The organism is Xanthobacter wiegelii (assembly GCF_043193855.2).
Classification (GTDB): domain Bacteria; phylum Pseudomonadota; class Alphaproteobacteria; order Rhizobiales; family Xanthobacteraceae; genus Xanthobacter; species Xanthobacter flavus_A.
The window spans coordinates 3,445,838-3,464,200 of the sequence record NZ_CM195529.1 but is presented as its reverse complement, the minus strand read 5'-3'; the positions used below and the strand labels follow the sequence as shown (position 1 = coordinate 3,464,200).

Annotated in this window: 17 protein-coding genes; 6 read left to right on the top strand and 11 right to left on the bottom strand. The window is 70.1% G+C overall.

Features of this window, described 5'->3' with window-relative positions:
- Positions 1-10: 10 nt before the first annotated feature.
- Positions 11-700, bottom strand: a complete 690-nt coding sequence (gene gph / locus V5F63_RS16110) for a phosphoglycolate phosphatase (RefSeq protein WP_394028250.1) — start codon at positions 698-700, stop codon at positions 11-13.
- A 249-nt stretch (positions 701-949) separates the two neighbouring features.
- Here gph and V5F63_RS16105 point away from each other — a divergent pair, with 249 nt between their 5' ends.
- The 3 genes from V5F63_RS16105 (at position 950) to V5F63_RS16095 (ending at position 2,863) form a co-directional block, all read left to right on the top strand.
- Positions 950-1,408 (top strand): hypothetical protein, encoded by a 459-nt coding sequence (locus V5F63_RS16105; protein WP_245327189.1) that lies wholly within the window; start codon positions 950-952, stop codon positions 1,406-1,408.
- Positions 1,409-1,571: 163 nt separating this feature from the next.
- Complete coding sequence (gene rpiA / locus V5F63_RS16100) at positions 1,572-2,279, top strand: ribose-5-phosphate isomerase RpiA (protein ID WP_209483823.1); 708 nt, start codon at positions 1,572-1,574, stop codon at positions 2,277-2,279.
- Positions 2,280-2,302: 23 nt separating this feature from the next.
- Positions 2,303-2,863, top strand: coding sequence for a DUF2059 domain-containing protein (locus V5F63_RS16095; protein ID WP_394100891.1), 561 nt, complete (start codon positions 2,303-2,305; stop codon positions 2,861-2,863).
- Between the two features lie 237 nt (positions 2,864-3,100).
- Here V5F63_RS16095 and V5F63_RS16090 read toward each other — a convergent pair whose 3' ends face one another.
- Positions 3,101-5,197, bottom strand: a complete 2,097-nt coding sequence (locus V5F63_RS16090; RefSeq protein WP_394100892.1) for a glycosyltransferase family 2 protein — start codon at positions 5,195-5,197, stop codon at positions 3,101-3,103.
- Between the two features lie 141 nt (positions 5,198-5,338).
- Here V5F63_RS16090 and gor point away from each other — a divergent pair, with 141 nt between their 5' ends.
- On the top strand, positions 5,339-6,700 hold the full coding sequence (gene gor, locus V5F63_RS16085) for a glutathione-disulfide reductase (protein WP_209483817.1): 1,362 nt from the start codon (positions 5,339-5,341) through the stop codon (positions 6,698-6,700).
- Positions 6,701-6,865: 165 nt separating this feature from the next.
- Here the strand turns inward: gor and V5F63_RS16080 are convergent, their stop codons facing one another.
- The 4 genes from V5F63_RS16080 to V5F63_RS16065 form a co-directional block, all read right to left on the bottom strand.
- Positions 6,866-7,762 (bottom strand): SHOCT domain-containing protein, encoded by an 897-nt coding sequence (locus V5F63_RS16080; protein WP_209483815.1) that lies wholly within the window; start codon positions 7,760-7,762, stop codon positions 6,866-6,868.
- Positions 7,763-7,928: 166 nt separating this feature from the next.
- Entirely contained in the window at positions 7,929-9,218 is a 1,290-nt protein-coding gene (locus V5F63_RS16075) for a multidrug effflux MFS transporter (RefSeq protein ID WP_394100893.1), read from the bottom strand.
- 71 nt (positions 9,219-9,289) lie between these two features.
- Positions 9,290-9,757, bottom strand: a complete 468-nt coding sequence (locus tag V5F63_RS16070; RefSeq protein WP_394100894.1) for a hypothetical protein — start codon at positions 9,755-9,757, stop codon at positions 9,290-9,292.
- A gap of 2 nt (positions 9,758-9,759) precedes the next feature.
- Complete coding sequence (locus V5F63_RS16065; RefSeq protein WP_394100895.1) at positions 9,760-10,179, bottom strand: DUF6152 family protein; 420 nt, start codon at positions 10,177-10,179, stop codon at positions 9,760-9,762.
- Between the two features lie 278 nt (positions 10,180-10,457).
- Here V5F63_RS16065 and V5F63_RS16060 point away from each other — a divergent pair, with 278 nt between their 5' ends.
- The gene (locus tag V5F63_RS16060) at positions 10,458-11,894 is read left to right on the top strand and encodes a class II 3-deoxy-7-phosphoheptulonate synthase (RefSeq protein WP_209483809.1); all 1,437 of its coding nucleotides are present in this window, start codon (positions 10,458-10,460) and stop codon (positions 11,892-11,894) included.
- 355 nt (positions 11,895-12,249) lie between these two features.
- Complete coding sequence (locus V5F63_RS16055; protein ID WP_394100896.1) at positions 12,250-12,696, top strand: DUF6790 family protein; 447 nt, start codon at positions 12,250-12,252, stop codon at positions 12,694-12,696.
- A 61-nt stretch (positions 12,697-12,757) separates the two neighbouring features.
- Here the strand turns inward: V5F63_RS16055 and V5F63_RS16050 are convergent, their stop codons facing one another.
- The 5 genes from V5F63_RS16050 to V5F63_RS16030 all read right to left on the bottom strand — a co-directional run bounded on the left by V5F63_RS16050 (position 12,758) and on the right by V5F63_RS16030 (position 18,310).
- Entirely contained in the window at positions 12,758-13,843 is a 1,086-nt protein-coding gene (locus tag V5F63_RS16050) for a DUF3616 domain-containing protein (protein ID WP_209483805.1), read from the bottom strand.
- A gap of 123 nt (positions 13,844-13,966) precedes the next feature.
- Entirely contained in the window at positions 13,967-15,187 is a 1,221-nt protein-coding gene (locus tag V5F63_RS16045; RefSeq protein WP_245327187.1) for an ABC transporter substrate-binding protein, read from the bottom strand.
- 185 nt (positions 15,188-15,372) lie between these two features.
- Complete coding sequence (locus tag V5F63_RS16040) at positions 15,373-15,873, bottom strand: GNAT family N-acetyltransferase (RefSeq protein ID WP_209483803.1); 501 nt, start codon at positions 15,871-15,873, stop codon at positions 15,373-15,375.
- Between the two features lie 818 nt (positions 15,874-16,691).
- Positions 16,692-17,879 (bottom strand): FAD-dependent monooxygenase, encoded by a 1,188-nt coding sequence (locus V5F63_RS16035; RefSeq protein WP_394100897.1) that lies wholly within the window; start codon positions 17,877-17,879, stop codon positions 16,692-16,694.
- A gap of 170 nt (positions 17,880-18,049) precedes the next feature.
- The gene (locus tag V5F63_RS16030; protein ID WP_394100966.1) at positions 18,050-18,310 is read right to left on the bottom strand and encodes a zinc-finger domain-containing protein; all 261 of its coding nucleotides are present in this window, start codon (positions 18,308-18,310) and stop codon (positions 18,050-18,052) included.
- Positions 18,311-18,363: the final 53 nt, after the last annotated feature.

Sequence of the window (18,363 nt, the reverse complement as noted above, 5' to 3'; positions counted from 1 at the left end):
GGGCCGGAACTTATGCCGAAGCCTTGGCCAGCAAGGCGTCCACGGCCTCTTCCAGCTGGTCGAAATGGTGGATCAGAAGGTCGGCGCCGAGTTCGCCGGGGGGCGTCTCCGTATAGCCGAAGGAGACGGCCACCACGGGCACGCCGGTGGCGCGGGCGGTCAGCACGTCGGTGATGCTGTCGCCCACCATGATGGAGCGCGCCACGTCCGCCCCCGCCGCCGAGATGGTGGAGATGAGGGGGAGGGGATCCGGCTTGGAGCGGGGATAGGTGTCGGCCCCCGTGATGACGGCGAAGCGCGGCGTCAGCTCCAGCGCGTCGAGCAGCAGGCGGGCGAGGTGCTCCAGCTTGTTGGTGCACACCGCGAGGGCCACGCCCTTCGCCTCCAGCCGGTCCAGCGCCTCCAGAAGGCCGGGAAAGGGGCGGGAACCCACGGCGATGTTCTCGGCATAATGGGCGATGAAGCGCTGCGTCATGGCGGCGATCTCCTCGTCCGGCAGGTCGATGCCCTCGCTCTTCAGCGCCCGCACGATGAGGAGCCGGGCCCCGCCGCCGATCATGTTGCGCGCCTCGGCGCGGTCCACGGGGGGGATCCTGTGGGCGGAGAGCACGAGGTCGAGGGCGTCCAGCAGGTCGGGCGCGGTGTCCACCAGCGTCCCGTCGAGATCGAAGGCGACGAGGGGACGGGGCTGTGCGGTCAAGGTCATGGCGCGGTCCTTCAGCGTGGCGGTATCGGGGGCAGACGATGGCCGCCGGGATCGGTTGGCCGCCCCTTCCGGGCGCTGGCGCCGGCAGCGGGGAAAGGGTCGGCAAGGAGCATATCCTCGCCTTCTGCCTTAAATCCTGCCGCTTTTTCGCGCCAGCGTCGCGGGGATTCGAGGGCTGCGGCCCCGGCGCGCAGTTCACGGCCGCGCCCAAGCCGTGGCGTGTGGGCTTTCCAGGAGGCATGAATGCGGACCACTCCCCTTCGCAACGCGCGCGCGGCGCGCCGCACTCCGGCGATGCTGCTCGCGGTGGCCCTCGCCGCCGGTCTCGGCGGCATCGGCGGCGCCGTTGCCCAGCCCGCCGCCGCGCCGGGGGGAGCCGGCTTCGACTTCGCCGCGCCGCCCTCCGCGCAGGCCAACCGGGTCTACGGCATCAACCGCCAGACCGGGGAGATGAACGTCTGCCAGTTCGAGCGGCCGAACGCGGCCGGCGTGGGCGTCACCTTCTGCTTCGCGCAGGGCGAGGGGGCGGGGGCGCAGAAGGCGGGCAATTACGCGCTGGTGCCCACCCGCTACGAAGGGGAAACCGGCATCTTCCGCGTCAACCGCGACACCGGCGAGATGAGCATCTGCTACGTGCGCGAGACGGCGCGCGCGGCCGGCGGAACGGATTCGAGCCTCGTCTGCACCCCGGCGGCCCGCTAGGGCACCCGGTGGGGCGTCGCGCCGGCTTGTCCGGCGGCCCGATCGGGGCTAGAGCCGGAGCAGGGCGGTCCCGCCGTTCCGCCAGAACAGAAGCGCCGTCGCGGCGTGGCCCATCCGGGCCGGGTCGCGCCGACGTTTCAAGGACATCGAGGCAGGAAACACAATGGTCCACGCCGAAGACCTGAAGCGCCGCGCCGCCGCCCACGCCCTCACCTATGTGACCGACGGCATGCGCCTCGGCCTCGGCACCGGCTCCACGGCCCGGCATTTCGTCGAGCTTCTGGCCGAGAAGGTCCACGGCGGCCTCACCGTGCTCTGCGTCCCCACTTCTGAGCAGACCCTGGCGCAGGCGGTGTCCCTCGGCGTGCCGATCGCGACGCTGGACGAGGCCGGCCCGCTCGATTTGTGCATCGACGGCGCGGACGAGATCGGCCCCGGCCTCGCCCTCATCAAGGGCGGCGGCGGCGCGCTGCTGCGCGAGAAGATCGTCGCCAGCGCCGCCCGCGAGATGATCGTCATCGCCGATGCCTCGAAGAAGGTGGAGATGCTCGGCCGCTTCCCGCTGCCCATCGAGGTGGTGGATTTCGGCGTTAACGCCATCACCCGGCAGGTGGCGGAGGCCATCCGCAGCGCCGGCTGCGCCGGCGACATCACCGTACGCCGCGACGGCGACGGTCATCCTTTCGTCACCGATCAGGGGCACCTGATCCTCGACGCCCATCTCGGCCGCATCCCCGACCCCGCCGCGCTTGCCGCAGCGGTTGCGCAGGTGGCCGGTGTCGTCGAGCACGGACTGTTCATCGGCCTCGCCCGGCGCGCCGTGCTCGCCGGCAAGGACGGCATCACCGAGCTGGAGCCCGGCAGCTTCTAGCTTTCCCCTTTCCGGAGATTTTCATGCGTCATCCCCTTTCCGGCCGCCTCGCCCGGCAGATGTTCCTCGCCGCGGCGCTGTCGGTTCCGGCCGCCGCGCTTCTCGCGCCGGTGGCCGGCGCCCAGACCCGTCCGGCGGCCCCGGCCGCCGCGCCCGCGGCCAAGCCTTCGCCGGCGCTGCTCCAGCTCGCCCGCGACCTGGTGACCGCCAACGGTGAAAGCCGGGCCTTCGAGGGCGTGATCCCGAACATCGTGGACGGCGCGGCCCTCTCCTTCCTCCAGACCAACCCCGACCTCGCCAAGCAGCTGCGCGAAGTGGCGGTGCTGGTGCGGCCGGAGTTCGAGAAGCGTCAGGCCGAGGTCATCGACATCCTCGCCACCTCCTACGCCACCCGCTTCACCGAGACCGAGCTGAAGGAAGCCATCGCCTTCTTCCGCAGCCCCACCGGCATCAAGCTGGTGCAGGACCGTCCGGTGATCGTGCAGGAGGCGGTGCAGGGCATCCAGGCGTGGGGCGCGCAGATCAACGCCCAGGCCATGGAGCGCGTGCGCGCCGAGATGAAGAAGCGCGGCGTCGATCTCTGATCGCGCTGGCAGTTTCAAAGATACGAAACAGGCCGGTCCCGCTGGGGCCGGCCTTTTTATTGGCGCAAGTCATCCCTTTGCACCGTCATGCCCCGGCTCGTCCGGGGCATCCACCCCGCCGCTGGAGCAGTGTGCGATAACGGAAAGCCGGCCCGGCCACCCCGTGGATCCCCCGGATGAACCGGGGGATGACGGCCCGCTCTCCGGTCACTCGCTCCCGGCCTTTCGCCGCAGCCCCTAGACCTCGCCCGTGCGCGGCCCGCGCGGGCCTTCCGGCGCCTCGGCCTGCGCGGCGAACAGGCTCTTGCGGTCGAGGTTGGGGCTGTAGTGCGGGTCCACCAGCGTGGACGTGTGCCAGATGGCCTCCATCCGCGCCCGCTGCGCTTTCAGGCGCGCCCGGTGCTCGCGCGAGCGCTTCTTGCCGCGGGAGGCGGATTCGTAGTGGAGGAGGGTGGCGAAGGGCGTCCACACCACGTCATAGCCCGCCCGCCGCGCCCTCAGGCACAAATCGATGTCGTTGCAATCCTCGGCGAAACGCTCGGCGTCCAGCGGGCCGATGGCGTCCCACACGTCGCGGCGGATGAGCAGGCAGGCGGCGGTGACGGCCGAGAGGTTCTGCCGCACGAGGAGGCGATCCTCATAGCCCGGCGCATCCGCGGGGCTGTGGGCAAACCAGTGGTCGGCATAGCGGAACAGCCCGGCGATGACGCCCGCGTGCTGGATGGTGCGGTCCGGAAACAGCAGCTTCGCCCCCACGACGCCCGCGCCGGGGAGGGATGCGAGGGCCACCATCTCGCCGAGCCAGCCCGCCTCGATCACCTCCACGTCGTTGTTGAGGAGGAGGATCATGTCGCCTTGCGCCGCATCGACGCCGAGGTTGCAGATGCGGGGGAAGTTGAAGTCGCCGTCGTCCCGCACCACCCGTGTCGCCGGCCACAGGGCCTTGATCTCGTCGAACAGCGCGAAGGTCGCGGGCTCCACCGAGCCGTTGTCCACGATGATGATCTCGAACGCGCGATAGCTCGTGACTGCGATGAGCGAGCGCAGCGCCACGGAGAGCAGCGCCGCCCGGTCGCGGGTGGGCACGACGATGGAGACGAGCGGGGCCGGCGCGGGCGTGGGATAGAGCGGCCGCAGGTGGCGGCCGATGGTTTCGACCTCCACGCCGCGCAGCCGCGCCAGCGCATCGGCGGCCTGTTCGATCTCCTCCGGCGCGAAGCCGGGCGGGTGGCCCTTCAGCCCCACCGCAACGCGCGGCACATGGCGGATGCTGCTTTCGGGCAGCGCCGAAGCATGGCGCAGCAGCAGGTCGAACACGGCGGCGGCGCCGGCGGCGGGATCGAGGCCGAGGCGCAGCGCATCGGCGCGGGGGAGGGCGGCGAAGCGCCTGAGATAGCCCGACGCCTCCATGAGGTGCCGGTTGAAGGCGGGGTGGTAGACGGCATGGAGCGGCGCGCCCTCGTCGTCCAGCCGCTCCTCGTCGGCGGAGGCGAGGGCGCAGTCGGGATGCTGCGCGAAGGCATCGCGGATCAGCGCCACCGCATCGCGGGTAGGGCGGGCTGCGGCGTCGAGAAACAGCACCAGCCCGCCCTCGGTGGCGGTGAGCGCGGCGGCGAGGCGCGCGGCGGGGCCGCCTTCGGCCGTCACCACGCGCGCGCCGGTGGCGGCCTCTGCGAGCGCGGGCGGCGCATTGGAGGGAAGGGCCACCACCCACTCGAAATTCCGGTCGGTCTGCACGGCGAGGGCGGCGGCGCAGGCGGCAAGATCGGCCGGGCTCGCGCTGCCGCCATCGGTCAGCAGGCTCAGCCGGGGGGCGGCGCCGGGCGCGGCCACCTCGGCGAAATCGCCGACGAATCGGGTGCGGAAGGCGCGGTAGCGCGCCGCTTCGGCCTGCCGGCGCGCGGGCGCGGCGGAGACGAGGGCATGAAGCGCCCCGCGCAGGGTGCGGGCGGCGACGCCGGCCGCCTTCCAGCGGCGCGGCAGGCCGAGATTTTCAAACCGGCCATTGGCGAAGGCGTGCAGCTTCAGCGCCACCTTGTGGACCGGATAATAGCCGAGCCGGAAGCCCGGCGGCGCGCCCGCGACGGCGATGCGCGTCGCCCCCGCCGGCACCAGCGCCACGGTGGGCACGCCGGGCAGCAAGGTCTCGCCCGCGCCTGTCCCCGCATCGAACGCGATGGAGAGGGGGCCGTCCGCGCCCGCGCCCGCCAGCACGATGGCGAGCGCCCCGCGCCGGGCGCGCAGCCGCAGCACGGCGGGCAAGGCGAAGCCCGTCCCGCCCATCGCGGTGGACGCGCTCTTCAGCCAGAGCGGAGGGATCTCGGTTTCGTGCATCGGCGTCCGTATTCAATGCCGCGTTGAAGCACCTATGTGCAGAAGCGGCAAGCGGGCCGGCCCACGGCGAGTTTGCTTGACGCCCCGGCGCGGCTCCTTCAAGCCACCCGCCACGCATCGGGATCTGGCGGGAGCCGACATATGACACAGCGCGAGGTGGACCTGTTCGTGATCGGCGGCGGTTCGGGGGGCGTGCGCGCCGGCCGCATCGCCGCCCAGCATGGCGCCAAGGTGATGATGGCCGAGGAGTACCGCATGGGCGGCACCTGCGTCATCCGCGGCTGCGTGCCCAAGAAGCTGTTCGTCTATGCCGGCCGCTACGCCCACGACATCGACGACATGGCCGGCTTCGGCTGGCGGGTGAGCGCGCCCGAGTTCGACTGGCTGACCCTCGTCGCCAACAAGGACAAGGAGATCGCCCGGCTCGAGGGCATCTACAAGCGCAATGCCGAGGCCGCCGGGGTGGAGGTCGTCGCCTCCCGCGCGGTGGTGGCGGGGCCGAATCTCGTGCGCATCCTCGCGACGGGCGAGGAGGTGGCGGCGCGCCACATCCTGCTCGCCACCGGCGCCCATCCCGCGCTCGGGCCGCAGATTCCCGGCTGCGAGCTGGCCATCACCTCCAACGAGGCGTTCAACCTCAGGAGCTTCCCCGACCGCATCCTGATCCAGGGCGCGGGCTATATCGCGGTGGAGTTCGCCGGCCTGTTCCGCTCGCTGGGCGCCGAGGTGACGCTGGTCTATCGCGGCGACAAGGTGCTGCGCGGCTTCGACATGGAGGTGCGCGAGCATCTGGAGATGGAGATGGCCCGCGCCGGCATCAAGCTCGTCAGCGGCAAGACCCTCGCCTCCATCGAGGCCGTCTCCGGCGGCAAGCGCGTGGTGCTCTCGGATGGCTCGGAGGTGGAGGTCGACGAGGTGATGCTCGCCATCGGCCGCATTCCCAGCACCCGCAATCTCGGCCTCGAGGCCGTGGGCGTCGCGCTGGACGAGCTTGGCGCGGTGGTGGTGGATGCGCACAGCCGCACCAATGTGCCCTCCATCTACGCGGTGGGCGACATCACCAACCGGGTCAACCTCACCCCCGTGGCCATCCGCGAGGGCCACGCCTTCGCCGACACGGTGTTCGGCAACAAGCCGTGGACGGTGGACCATTCGCTCATCGCCACCGCCGTCTTCTCGGAGCCGGAGATCGGCACCGTGGGCTGCACGGAAGAGGCGGCGCGGGCCGCCGGCCGGCCGGTGGACATCTACAAGACCAGCTTCCGCCCGCTGAAGGCGACCCTCTCCGGCCGCGAGACGCGCGATTTCATGAAGCTGATCGTGGATGGCGAGACCGACCAGGTGCTCGGCGTGCACATCATGGGCGATGCCGCCGCCGAGATGATCCAGCTCGCCGCCGTGGCGTTGGGGCTGAAGGCGACCAAGGCCGATTTCGACCGCACCATCGCCGTGCATCCCACCGCGGCGGAAGAGCTGGTGACGCTGCGCACGAAGGCGCCGTGATCGAAGAGGACTGTTGTCACCGTCGTCCTCCGGCTCGACCGGAGGACCCAGGGCGCCGTTTGTCCCTGGACTTCGCGGGCTGGTGCCGGCGGAGGGATGGGCCCTCCGATCAGGCCGGAGGGCGACGGCAGTTCGGGTGACGGCGGAGCGGAGGGCCCCGCCCCCTCACAGCCGGCTGAGCAGCTCGGCCTTCTTGGTGCTGAATTCCTGGTCGCTGAGGATGCCCTTGGCGTGGAGGTCGGCCAGCTTTTCGATGGCCGAGATCACCTCGTTCTGCCCCAGCGGCGGGGCATTGCCGAACGACTGCGGCTGCTGCTGCGGCGGATCGTAGGCGGGCGGCGGCGGGGCATAGGTCGGGGCCTGCGGCGCGTAAGCGGGGGCCTGCGGCGCGCCGCTCACGATGGGCAGGCTGGAGACGAACACCGTGCCGTACTGGCTGGTGAAGGTGAGGCTGCCCGATCCGCCCTGCTGCTGGGAGAAGCCGCCGATCTGGTGGTCGAGGCTGTCATAGACCGTCACCTGCCCGTTGAGATCGATGGCGAGGCGGCGCGCGCCGGGGAAGTAGGCGTAGCGCACGCCATTCTGCGCGCCGGTGCTGGCCGGCTGGCCGAGATCGGCCGGCCACCAGTTGAAGCCGCCGGAGGCCTGCGGCACGAACAGGCTGGGCTGGTTGCCGCCCGTGCTCCCGCCCATGTTGCCGCCGAAGCCACCGCCGCCGTTCGTCTGCCACTGGCCGCTGCCGGAATATCCGCCCCCCTGGCTCTGCGACTGGAAGCTGCCGCTCTGGGTGAGGCCGGGCTGGCTGGCGACGAGGTTCGACAATTCGCTGCACAGGCCGTCCACGCGGCCCTTGAGGTAATTGTTGAACATGTCGGAGACCATGGTCATCCCACCCGCCATCCACTGGCCGGAGCCGCCGAATTCGGGATGGTTGAACTGGGCCATGGTGCCGTTGCCGGCGATGACCGAGAACAGCATGGAGGTCACCGCATCCGGGCTGAAGCCGGTGCGCTGGGAAATGGCGTTGATGGCCGCCTGGCCTTCGGGCGAGAGCTGAGGCATCGGGGCTCCTGTGGGCTCCTGATCGGTCGATCCCGCAGGCGCGGAATGACGCAAGCGTGTCGGTGTCGGCGCCTCTTTTACCACGCCTTGCGGACAGTTCGCCGACGCACGTCGCCCTGGCGGCGCAGGGCAGCCATGCCGCAGGGCAGCCCTATCCCAGCCGGCGCTAATGCTGGTGGCTGAACAGCTTGCCCTTCTCCGCCCACAGCACGAACACCAGCGCGATGGCGCCCAGCACCATGTAGCCGAGGCTCAGCGGCATCACGGTGCCGTCGAAATGGCTTCCCACGATGAAGCCCAGCACGGCAGCCAGCAGCGTCGTGAACCCACCGATGAAGGACGAGGCGGTGCCCGCCACCGCGCCGAGCGGCTCCATGGCCATGGAATTGAAGTTCGGCACCGTGAGCGCGAACAGGAACTGCCCCGCCGCCACGAGGCCGCAGAACAGGATCAGCGGCGGCTTGCCGTCCCAGATGAGGCTCGAGGCCACCATCAGCGCCCCGGCGGCGATGAAGCCGAGGATGCCGGCGTGGGAGAGGCGCCGCATGCCGATGCGATGCACGAGGCTGGCATTGAGGAAGGACGCCACCGCCATGATGCCCGCCACCGCCGCGAAGGCGATGGGGAACAGGTTGCCGAGGCGGTAGACGTCGGTCTGGAACACCTGCGAGGCCGAGCCCACATAGGCCATCAGCGAGCCCATCATGAGCCCGATGGCCACCGCATAGCCCACCGAGCGGCGCGTGGTGAGCGTCAGCTTCGCCGCCTTGCCGATGGAGCGCAGCGAGAAGGGGATGCGATATTCCGGATGCAGCGTCTCCGGCATGCGCAGGCCGAACCAGGCGAACAGCGCCACCGCCAGCAGCAGCATGGCGACGAAGATGAGGTGCCACGAGCCGAGGAGCAGGATGAGGCCGCCCAGAGCCGGCGCGATGATGGGCACGGTGAGGAACACCATCATGCTCAACGACATGATGCGCGCCATGTCGCGCCCCTCGAAGCGGTCGCGCACGATGGCGACGGCCAGCACCCGCCCCGCCGCCGCACCCATGCCCTGGATCAGCCGGGCGATGATGAGCACGTTGAAGTCGCGGGTGTACAAGGCGAGCAGGCTGCCCAGCGCATAGATCGCGAGGCCCGCGAACAGGATGGGGCGGCGGCCCAGCACGTCCGAGATGGGGCCGTAGAAGAATTGCGCGCCGCCGATGCCGATGAGATAGGCATAGACCATCACCTGCACGTGATTGGGATTCTCCATCCCGAAGTCGGCCTGGATCGCGCCGAAGGCGGGCAGGAGATTGTCGATGGAGAAGGCGGTCATGCCCATGAGCAGGGCGATGAGCGCGACGAACTCCACGAAACCGGGACCGACCGAGCCGGGCTGTCCGGGGGCGGGAGCGCGCGGACGCGCGGCAGAAGCGGAGGCCGGCGCCGGCGCGCGATGGGGCTGTGACATGACAGGCTCGGGCGTTGGCGTGTCCCGCAACAGACACGTTCGGACGGTATGGCGGGGGACGCCACGGGCCGTCACACATAGGCGATGGCGCGTCCGAGGAGAAGGGCACCGGCCCACGCGAGGAGTGACACCGCCGCCGCGACCCGCGCCCCTTTAGGCAAAGGCCGCTGCGCGCGCGGGTTCAGAACGGCGTGAAAGACCGCGATGTTGGCGACGCCGACGGCGATGAAGGCGAGCTTGGCGAGAAAGGCCGGGTTGCGCATGAGCGGTCCGGCTTCCGCCGCGAACAGCGCGACGCCGGTGACGATCTGGAGCGCGAGCCCGAGCGCGGCCAGCGGAATGCCCGCCCGCAGCACGAAACGCGAGGCGCGGTCGCCCCGCAGCACCGCCACGTCGAAGGTGGCGGACGCGCCGACGAGCAAGGCGGCGCCGAGCACATGCACGAGGTTCGCCAGCGGATAGAGCCAAATGCTCGCCCGCATCGCCTGCCCGAAGGCCGAGGCCTCGATCGCGGCCGCGAGGGAAAAAGCCGCGTCCACGCCTATCTCAGCTCCACCGTCTTGCCGTCCACGGTGATGCGCTCGGCCCGCATCTCATTGGGGGTGCGGGTGGAGGGATAGCCGTAGACGCTCACGGTGGTGCCGGCCTTGATCATCTCCGCGCTCAGGCCGCGCGCGGTCATGCGCGAGACCGGGGCGAGGGTCGCCTCCCAGGTGGCGCCGTCGTGGCTGATGGTGAGGTGGGCATGGGGATTGGCCCATTCCAGGTGCTGCACCGGGCCGGTCATGGTGAAGGCCTTGGCCGTGTCGTAGCTGCCCCAGCCGTGATGGGCGAAGGCGAGGCCGGCCGGCAGCGAGAGGGCGAGCGCCGCCGCAAGGGTGCGGCGGACGGCACGCCCACCGCCGGCGGCACGCGCAGGGGTTCGAACGGTTCGCGGTGTCGGTGTCCGCGCGAGTATCATGGAAGGCTCCTTCGCCGTGAGACCGGGAACGCAGGACGGCCGGGGCCGATCCTTGCGCCATTCCGCCAGGGAAAGAAGTCGGCCGAGGGCCTCGATCCATCACGGTCGCGTCAGCGGGCGGGGGCGCCGGCTCTGTTGCGCCGCATCCTTTCGGTGCGCACGGGCTTCGTGTATAAGCCCGCCTTCCGATCCCGCGAACACAAGAGGAACGCCGGAGGCGCACCAGCGGGACGGACCGGACCGGAGAACCGGCCGGCCTTATGCAAATGGAGAGTCAAATGGTGACCCGCCCGCAGTCCGCTCCCGTCCCTGGCGCCGAGGCTTCCCGCCGCGCCGAAGGCTGGCGTCCGGATAGCTGGCGATTTTATCCCGGCCTCCAGATGCCCAATTATCCGGACAAGGCGCAGCTGGAAGAGGTGGAGCAGAAGCTCGCCTCCTACCCCCCGCTCGTTTTTGCAGGTGAGGCGCGCCGCCTGAAGGCCGAGATCGCCAAGGTAGCCCGCGGCGAAGCCTTCCTCCTGCAGGGCGGCGACTGCGCCGAGAGCTTCGACGAGCATTCGGCCGACAACATCCGCGATTTCTTCCGCGTCTTCCTGCAGATGGCGGTGGTGCTGACGTTCGCCGGCGGCTCGCCGGTGGTGAAGGTCGGCCGCATCGCCGGGCAGTTCGCCAAGCCCCGGTCCTCGGACACCGAGACCGAGAACGGCGTGACCCTGCCCAGCTACCGCGGTGACATCGTCAACGACATCGCCTTCACGGAAGCTGCCCGCGTGCCCGACGCGCGCCGCCAGATCGAGGCCTACCGCCAGTCGGCGGCGACGCTCAACCTGCTGCGCGCCTTCGCCACCGGCGGCTATGCCAATCTGGAGAACGCCCACCAGTGGATGCTGGGCTTCGTGAAGGATTCACCCCAGTCCTCGCGCTACCAGGAACTCGCGGACCGCATCACCGAGGCGCTCGACTTCATGCGCGCCTGCGGGATCAATCCGCAGAGCCACCCGGAAATGCGGACGACGGATTTCTTCACCAGCCACGAGGCGCTCCTGCTGGGCTATGAGCAGGCCCTCACCCGCGTCGATTCCACCTCGGGCGACTGGTACGCGACCTCCGGCCACCTCCTGTGGATCGGCGACCGCACCCGCCAGCCGGACCATGCGCATGTCGAGTACTTCCGCGGCATCCGCAACCCGATCGGCATCAAGTGCGGGCCGTCCATCTCCCCGGAAGGCCTCATCCGCCTCCTGGACATCCTCCAGCCGGACAATGAGGCGGGCCGCATCACGCTGATCTGCCGCTTCGGCGCCGACAAGGTGGGCGATTACCTGCCGGGCCTCATCCGCGCGGTGGAGAAGGAAGGCCGCACCGTGGCGTGGTCGTGCGATCCCATGCACGGCAACACCATCAAGGCGGCCTCCGGCTACAAGACCCGCCCGTTCGAGCGGGTGCAGTCGGAGATCCGCTCCTTCTTCGACATCCATGCGGCCGAGGGCACGTTTGCCGGCGGCGTGCATCTGGAGATGACGGGCAAGAACGTCACCGAATGCACCGGCGGCGCCCGCGCCATCTCGGACGAGGACCTGCGCGACCGCTACCACACCTTCTGCGACCCGCGCCTCAACGCCGAGCAGGCCATCGAAACCGCCTTCCTAGTCGCCGAACTGCTCAAGCGCGAGCGCCTCGCCCGCGGCCGCCCGCAGGTCGAAGCCGCGGAGTGATCCGCGGTTCGACGAGACGCCACCAAGTCGAAGCCGCGGAGTGATCCGCCGCGTAGACAAACCCGATAAGGTCGAAGCGGCGGAGTGATCCGCGGTTCTTCCAGGGACGAGACTGAACGGACGGCGGGCCTCGGCCCGCCGTTCTTCGTTTTGGGCTGAGGCAGTCGCTTTTCTGCCGTCATGGCCCGGCTCGTCCGGGCCATCCACTTCGCCGTTTGCCGGCGCTACCATACCGTGGAGCCTGCCCGGCCGCAGGGTGGATCCCCCGCACGAGGCGGGGGATGACGCAGCAAATCAGGGCGGCGTTCGCTACGGTGGAGAAACGCCATTTGGCTTTTCCGGAGGAGCCCACCCCATGTATCTCGCCGCCATCCTCGTGCTGATGCTGATCGCTCCGCTCGCGAGTATCCTCGTCGAGGCGCTGGTGGCGGGCGGGGCGCTGGCGCCTCTGGTGCTGAAGTGGTTCGTGGTCTGGGGCGTCGGGGCGCGGCTGGGGCTGGCGGGCGTGAAGCAGGTGACGCAGCCGGCCTTCACGGCTGAGACCATTTTCGAGATTTCAGATCCGAAAGCGCAGGTGATCGTGCAGGAACTGGGCTTCGCCAACATCACCTTCGGCGCCCTCGGCCTGCTCTCCCTCGCCTTTCCGTCCTTCCTCGTGCCGGCGGCGGTGGGCGGCGGGCTGTTCTATCTCCTCGCCGGCGTGAAGCACGCCCTGCGGCCGGAGAAGAACCGCACCGAGACCATCGCCATGGTCTCCGACCTCGGCATCGTCGCGGTGTTTGCGGCGGCCGCGCTGCTGTAGGGGTGAGGGGGCACGGGCGCGCCTGCGGGAGGCGCGCTCGAAGCCGGATCGCCGGCGTCACCTACTTGCCGGCCGCAGGGCGGGTCACGGTGAATTCCAGGGGCCCGCCGTCCGGCGGGCCATCGAACCAGACGAGAATGCGATAGCCGGCCGCGTCTTCCGCGAGCACCAGAAGGCCCTCGGCCTTCATCCCGGTGGACACGCCGGGCAAGGCGCCGAGCAGAAGGGGCGCGTCTGCGTCTTTGCCGCTCCACAACCAGACCTTGGCGTCCGGCACGCCGGCCATGGCGTCGTTTGCCGTGTCGGAGACGGGGCGCTCGCAGGAATAGGTCTTTCCGCGCCGCGCATCATTGCTCCGGCCGGTGAGGATCAGGACGCCGCCTTGCACGGCTGCGAGGTCGCGGATGCCGGTGTTGTCGCCCATCGCAAGGCTGCTCGTCCGGGCGGTGACCGGCGCGCCCGAGAACAGCGGATCGAGCGGGGCGCGCACCACGAAGGCCCGACCGCCGATGCACGGCGCACGCAGCCCGAAAAGGGCTTCGCCGTCGAGGATGGCGAAGCCTTCCACGGTGAGGCCGTTCTCATCCAGCGGCTTTTTGGCATAGGTCCCGATCTCCGGCAGGCGGGCGAGCGCCGCCCGTAGCGCGGAGGTCTGCTGGATCTCGCGCGGCGGGTCGCCGGGACCGAAGGCGAAGGTGGGCAGGCCGGTGGCGGCATCCACGGGAAAGCGGAGCAGGAAGAAACGCGACGGCTGCACGCCGTTCTCGCGCGAGGCGCCATGGGAGCCGGTGACGTAGAAATGGCCGGGCGCGCCCGGCGTGCTCGGCGGCACATAGGCGGCGCCTTCGGCGTCAAGCTCCTTCATCCGGGCGCCGTCGACCTTCTTCGGCAGCAGTCCTATGACCGCGCCGGGCGAAATGGTGCCGGTCCCGAGGGTGAAGAACTGGGCGAAGCGCGTCTCGTCGTTTACCACGAGGCAGGTGGACGTGCCGGTGGCGCAGGCGGCGCCGCTGATGCTGGTGTTCGCGTCCTTGTCGGTGCGGAACGGAGCCGGGTCCACCCGCCAGTTGGTGGGGGAGCGGACGATCTCGGCTCGCGCGATCCCGGTGGAGATCAGCAGGAGCGCGAGCGAGGCAATCATGCGCATGGTCGCTCCCGCCTGGCGTGTTGTTGCTTGAAGATACAGCTTCACATGGCGGTGGCAAAGAAAAAGGCCCTCCCGCGAGGGAGAGCCTTTCCGGTCGGGATTGGCGGCGGGGCCGCCTTGGGCTTACTTCACCAGCGGGCAGTTGCCGTCCTTGAGGGGGCGGAAGGCCTCGTTGGCGGGGATGGTGGAGACGACCTCGAACAGGTCCCACTCGCCCTTGCTGTCGGCGGGCTTCTTCACCTTGAGCAGGTACATGGGGTGGATGGCGCGGCCGTCGATGCGGATCTCGCCCTTGCCGAACAGCGGGTCATTGATGGGGGTGGCGCGCATCTGCTCCATCACCTTGGGCGCGTCCTTGGTCTTGGCGTCCTTGATGGCGTTCAGATAGTGCATGGCGCTGGAATAGACGCCGGCCTGGGCGCTGGTGGGCATCTTGCCGTTGAACTTGGCCCCGAAGCGCTTGGAGAAGGCGCGGGTGTCGTCGTTCAGGTCCCAGTAGAAGGCGTCGGTGAGCACCAGGCCCTGCGCCGCCTGCAGGCCGAGGGCCTTCACGTCGGACGAGAAGATGAGCAGGCCGGCGAGCTGCTGGCCGCCCTGGGTGATGCCGAATTCGGACGCCTGCTTCACCGCGGTGATGAGGTCGTTGCCGGCATTGGCGAGGCCGATGACCTTCGCGCCGGAGGACTGCGCCTGCAGCAGGAAGGAGGAGAAGTCGGTGTTGGAGAGCGGGTGCTTCACGCTGCCCGCCACCTTGCCCCCCGCCGCCTTCACCGCCGCCGAGGCATCGCGCTCCAGCGCCGCGCCGAAGGCGTAGTCGGCGGTGATGAAGAACCACGGCGAGCCGCCCTGCTTGGTGAGCGCCGATCCGGTGCCGTTGGCGAGCGCCCAGGTGTCGTAGGTCCAGTGGACCGTGTTGGGCGAGCACTTGGCGCCGGTGAGGTCGGACGTGCCGCCGCCGGAGACGAGGAAGATCCTGTTCTTCTCCTTGGTGATGTCGCTCACCGCCAGCGCCACCGAGGAGGTGGTGACGTCCATGACGGCGTCCACATTCTCCTGGTCGTACCACTTGCGGGCGATGGAGGCGCCCACGTCCGGCTTGTTCTGGTGGTCGGCGCCGACGACCTCGACCTTGAAGCCCTTGTTCTTGGCCATGAAGTCTTCGGCCGCCATCTGCGCCGCGACCACCGAGCCGGGGCCGGAGATGTCGGCATAGACGCCGGACATGTCGTTGAGCACGCCGAGCTTCACCGTGGTGTCGTCGGCCCGGGCCGCGCCCGTCAGCAGCGCGCCGATCGCCGCCGCCGCCAGCAAGGCGCGCGAATGCCGCATGATCGAAGACGTCATCGTCCTTCCTCCCTCTTCCATCGCGGATGCGGCGCGCGGGAACGCATTGGCCGGCACCGTGGCGGCGCCGTCCTCCCCTGGCTGTTCAGAAACCTGACGAACCGTTTCGCATCTCGTGACCACGCTACCGGAGCGAGAGCCGCCCCGCCAGTTGTGCCTTAGACCAAGGGCGTAACCGTCGCGTGTCAGCGCGCACCGCTCACCATGCCGGCGACGCCGGCGAAGGCGCCGTCTGCCAGCTCGCAGACGAGGAGGCGGCCGGGGTCCACGGGGCCGGGCAGCGTCACCTGGCCGAATGGCACGCGGCGGAAGCCGAAGCGGGCGTAATAGGGCTCGTCCCCCACCAGAACCACGAGCCGGTGCCCCTGCTGGCGCGCCACGTCGAGCGCGTGCTCCATCAGCCGCGCGCCGATGCCCACCGACTGGAACGGCGGCTCCACGGTGAGCGGGCCGAGCAGCAAAGCGGGCGTGCCGCCGATGGTGATGCGCGTGAGCCGCACCGATCCCACCAGCATGGTGCCGACCCGCGCCGTGAAGGAGAGCGCGCGCTCGTGTCCGGTCTGCTCGCGGATGCGGAAGGCGGTGCGGGCGAACCGGCCGGGGCCGAAGGTGCGCTCATGCAGCCGGTCGATGGCCGCATCGTCGGCCGCCGTCTCGACGGCGATGGAGAGGGGAAGCTCGGTCATGGGGAGAAACTCGCAGGGCAGGGCGGAAGGCCCGCAAGTTCGGCGGGCCGGCTTCAGGCAGGCGTGACGGCGCGTGCGCGGATGCGCTCCGTGCCCTGTCGTCGTCGCTGAAGCCGAAGGCCCATAAGTCCCTCACGAGAAAGGCGGGCGGATAGCATGGCCCGCGCGGAAGGTCCAGCGGGGGGGGGATGCCTCCCCTCTCCCCGCGAAGTCGGCTGTTGCCGACTTCGCCCTTCACGAACTGAACTCGGCAACAGCCGAGTTCGGGCGGGAGACGGGGCACGGCCGGTTCGGGGGGAGAGGGGCTGTTCCCCCAAAGCGCCGTCATCACCCGGCGTGTCCGGGCGATCCACGGATGGGCTGGGGTAATCCCCAGGGACAGCGCGCAGGCGGCGGGGTGGATCGCCCGGATGAACCGGGCGATGACACGCGAAAAGGGAGAGCATCACCGCGTGAGGGCGCCGCTTGGCCTTCCCTTTTCCCTCTTCCCCTCTCCCCTCGCAGGAGAGGGGCCGGGGATGAGCGGGCTGGCTAGGCTTGGGAGGCGCCGGGACAAAGGACGCCACACCTCTCACCCCAGCCCTCTCCCGCAAGGGGAGAGGGGGCACGGGCGGTTCGGGGGGAGAGGGGCTGTTCCCCCAAAGCGCCGTCATCGCCCGGCGTGTCCGGGCGATCCACGGATGGGCTGGGGTAATCCCCACGGACAGCGCGCAGGCGGCGGGGTGGATCGCCCGGATGAACCGGGCGATGACACGCGAAAAGATGACACGCAAAATCAGAGAAGGTGGTTCGACGATTTCGCAGTGCGCGAGCTTAGGTCACGCCCGATAAATCCACCCATACCGATCGAGCAGCGCGGCGCCTTGCCGGCGCAGCACCAGATCGCGGGCGAGGCGGGGGGCGCCGGAGAGGTGGTAGACCATGCCGTTGCGCCGCGCTTCCGACTGGATGCGCGCGGTGCGGCCCAGCCGCTCGGTCTCGTAGGCCTTGAGGGCGGTGGCGGCGTCGGTCTCCTTCTGGAGCGCGCGGGCGAGCGCCGCCGCATCCTCGATGCCCTGCGCCGCGCCTTGGGCGAGGAAGGGCAGCATGGCGTGGGCGGCATCGCCCAGAAGCGTCACGCGCCCGGTGCTCCAGCGGGGCAGGGGATCGATGTCGTAGAGGCCCCAGCACAGGAAATGCGGCGCGGCCTTCAGCAGCTCGCGCACCTCCGGCGCCCAGTCGGCGAAGGCGGCATGGACGGCGGCGCCGTCGCCCGGCGCGCTCCAGCGGGCCACCGGCTCGGTGTGCTTGACGATGGCGACGAGGTTCAGCGTCGCCCCGCCCTTCACCGGATAGACCACGAGATGCGCGTCCCGCCCCATGTAGAGCCGCACGTCCGGCGGATGGCGGGCCGGCACGGGAATGGTGGCGCGATACGCGAGCCGCTGGGCGAACACCGGGGGCTTGGCAACGCCGAGATGCGCCCGCACCGCCGAGCGCACGCCGTCGGCGCCGACGAGGATGTCCGCGCCGTGGGCGATGAGGTTCTCGCCCTGCTTCACCACCGCCCGCACGCCGCCGAAGGCGGGCTCCACGGCGGTGAGTTCGGAGCCGAGCGCGATCAGCACGCCCTCGGCCTGCGCGGCTTCCGCCAGCAGGTTCTGCAGGTCGGCGCGGTGGACCACGAGGAAGGGCGCGCCATAGCGCGAGGCGGCCGGGCCGTAATGGGCGCGGGTGATGGTGGCGCCGCTGGCGCCGCTGCGCACGTCGAGGGAGCGCGGCGTGACCGCCACCTGTTCGAGGCGCGTCAGCAGGCCGAAATCGCGCAGGATGCGGGTGGCATTGGGTGTGAGCTGGAGGCCGGCGCCCACCTCGCGCAGTTTGCGCGCCTGTTCCACCACCTGGACAGTGAGGCCGGCGCGGCGCATGGCGATGGCGCAGGCGAGCCCGCCGATACCCGCGCCGACCACCACGGCGCTGCGCGCGGCGGTGCGGGGTTTCGCCCGGAAGGGGATGGGATCGGCCATGGCTGGACCCGGCTCCAATGAGGAGCCGGCCGGATAGTCTTTCTTTGCGGCGGCGATCAGGCCGCCTCGGTCAGGCCCAAGATGCGTCTAAAGGAGCATCAGGCCGGGGAGGTGTTCTGCGGCGGTCAGGCCGCTTGTCTTGTGAGCAGGGCCGTTACCGGGCCGGCGCGTCACGCGGCGGACTTGGCCACCGGCTCGTCGTGCCACACGCACTCCTCCGGCTTCGCCGCGCCGGGGGCGAGCGCCGGGGCGTAGCGGTAGAGCGTGGAGCAGTAGGGGCAGACGTGCTCGTCGTCATCGCCGAGGTCGATGAAGATGTGCGGATGGTCGAAGGGCGGCTTCGCACCGATGCACATGAATTCCTTGCTGCCCACCTCGATGACGGTGACGCCGAGGTCGTTGCAGAAGTGGGGAATGCCGGTGTCCGCCATGGTTCCGCCCATGCTTGTCCAAAAAAGCGCCGCGACCTTAGCGTCTGATGGCC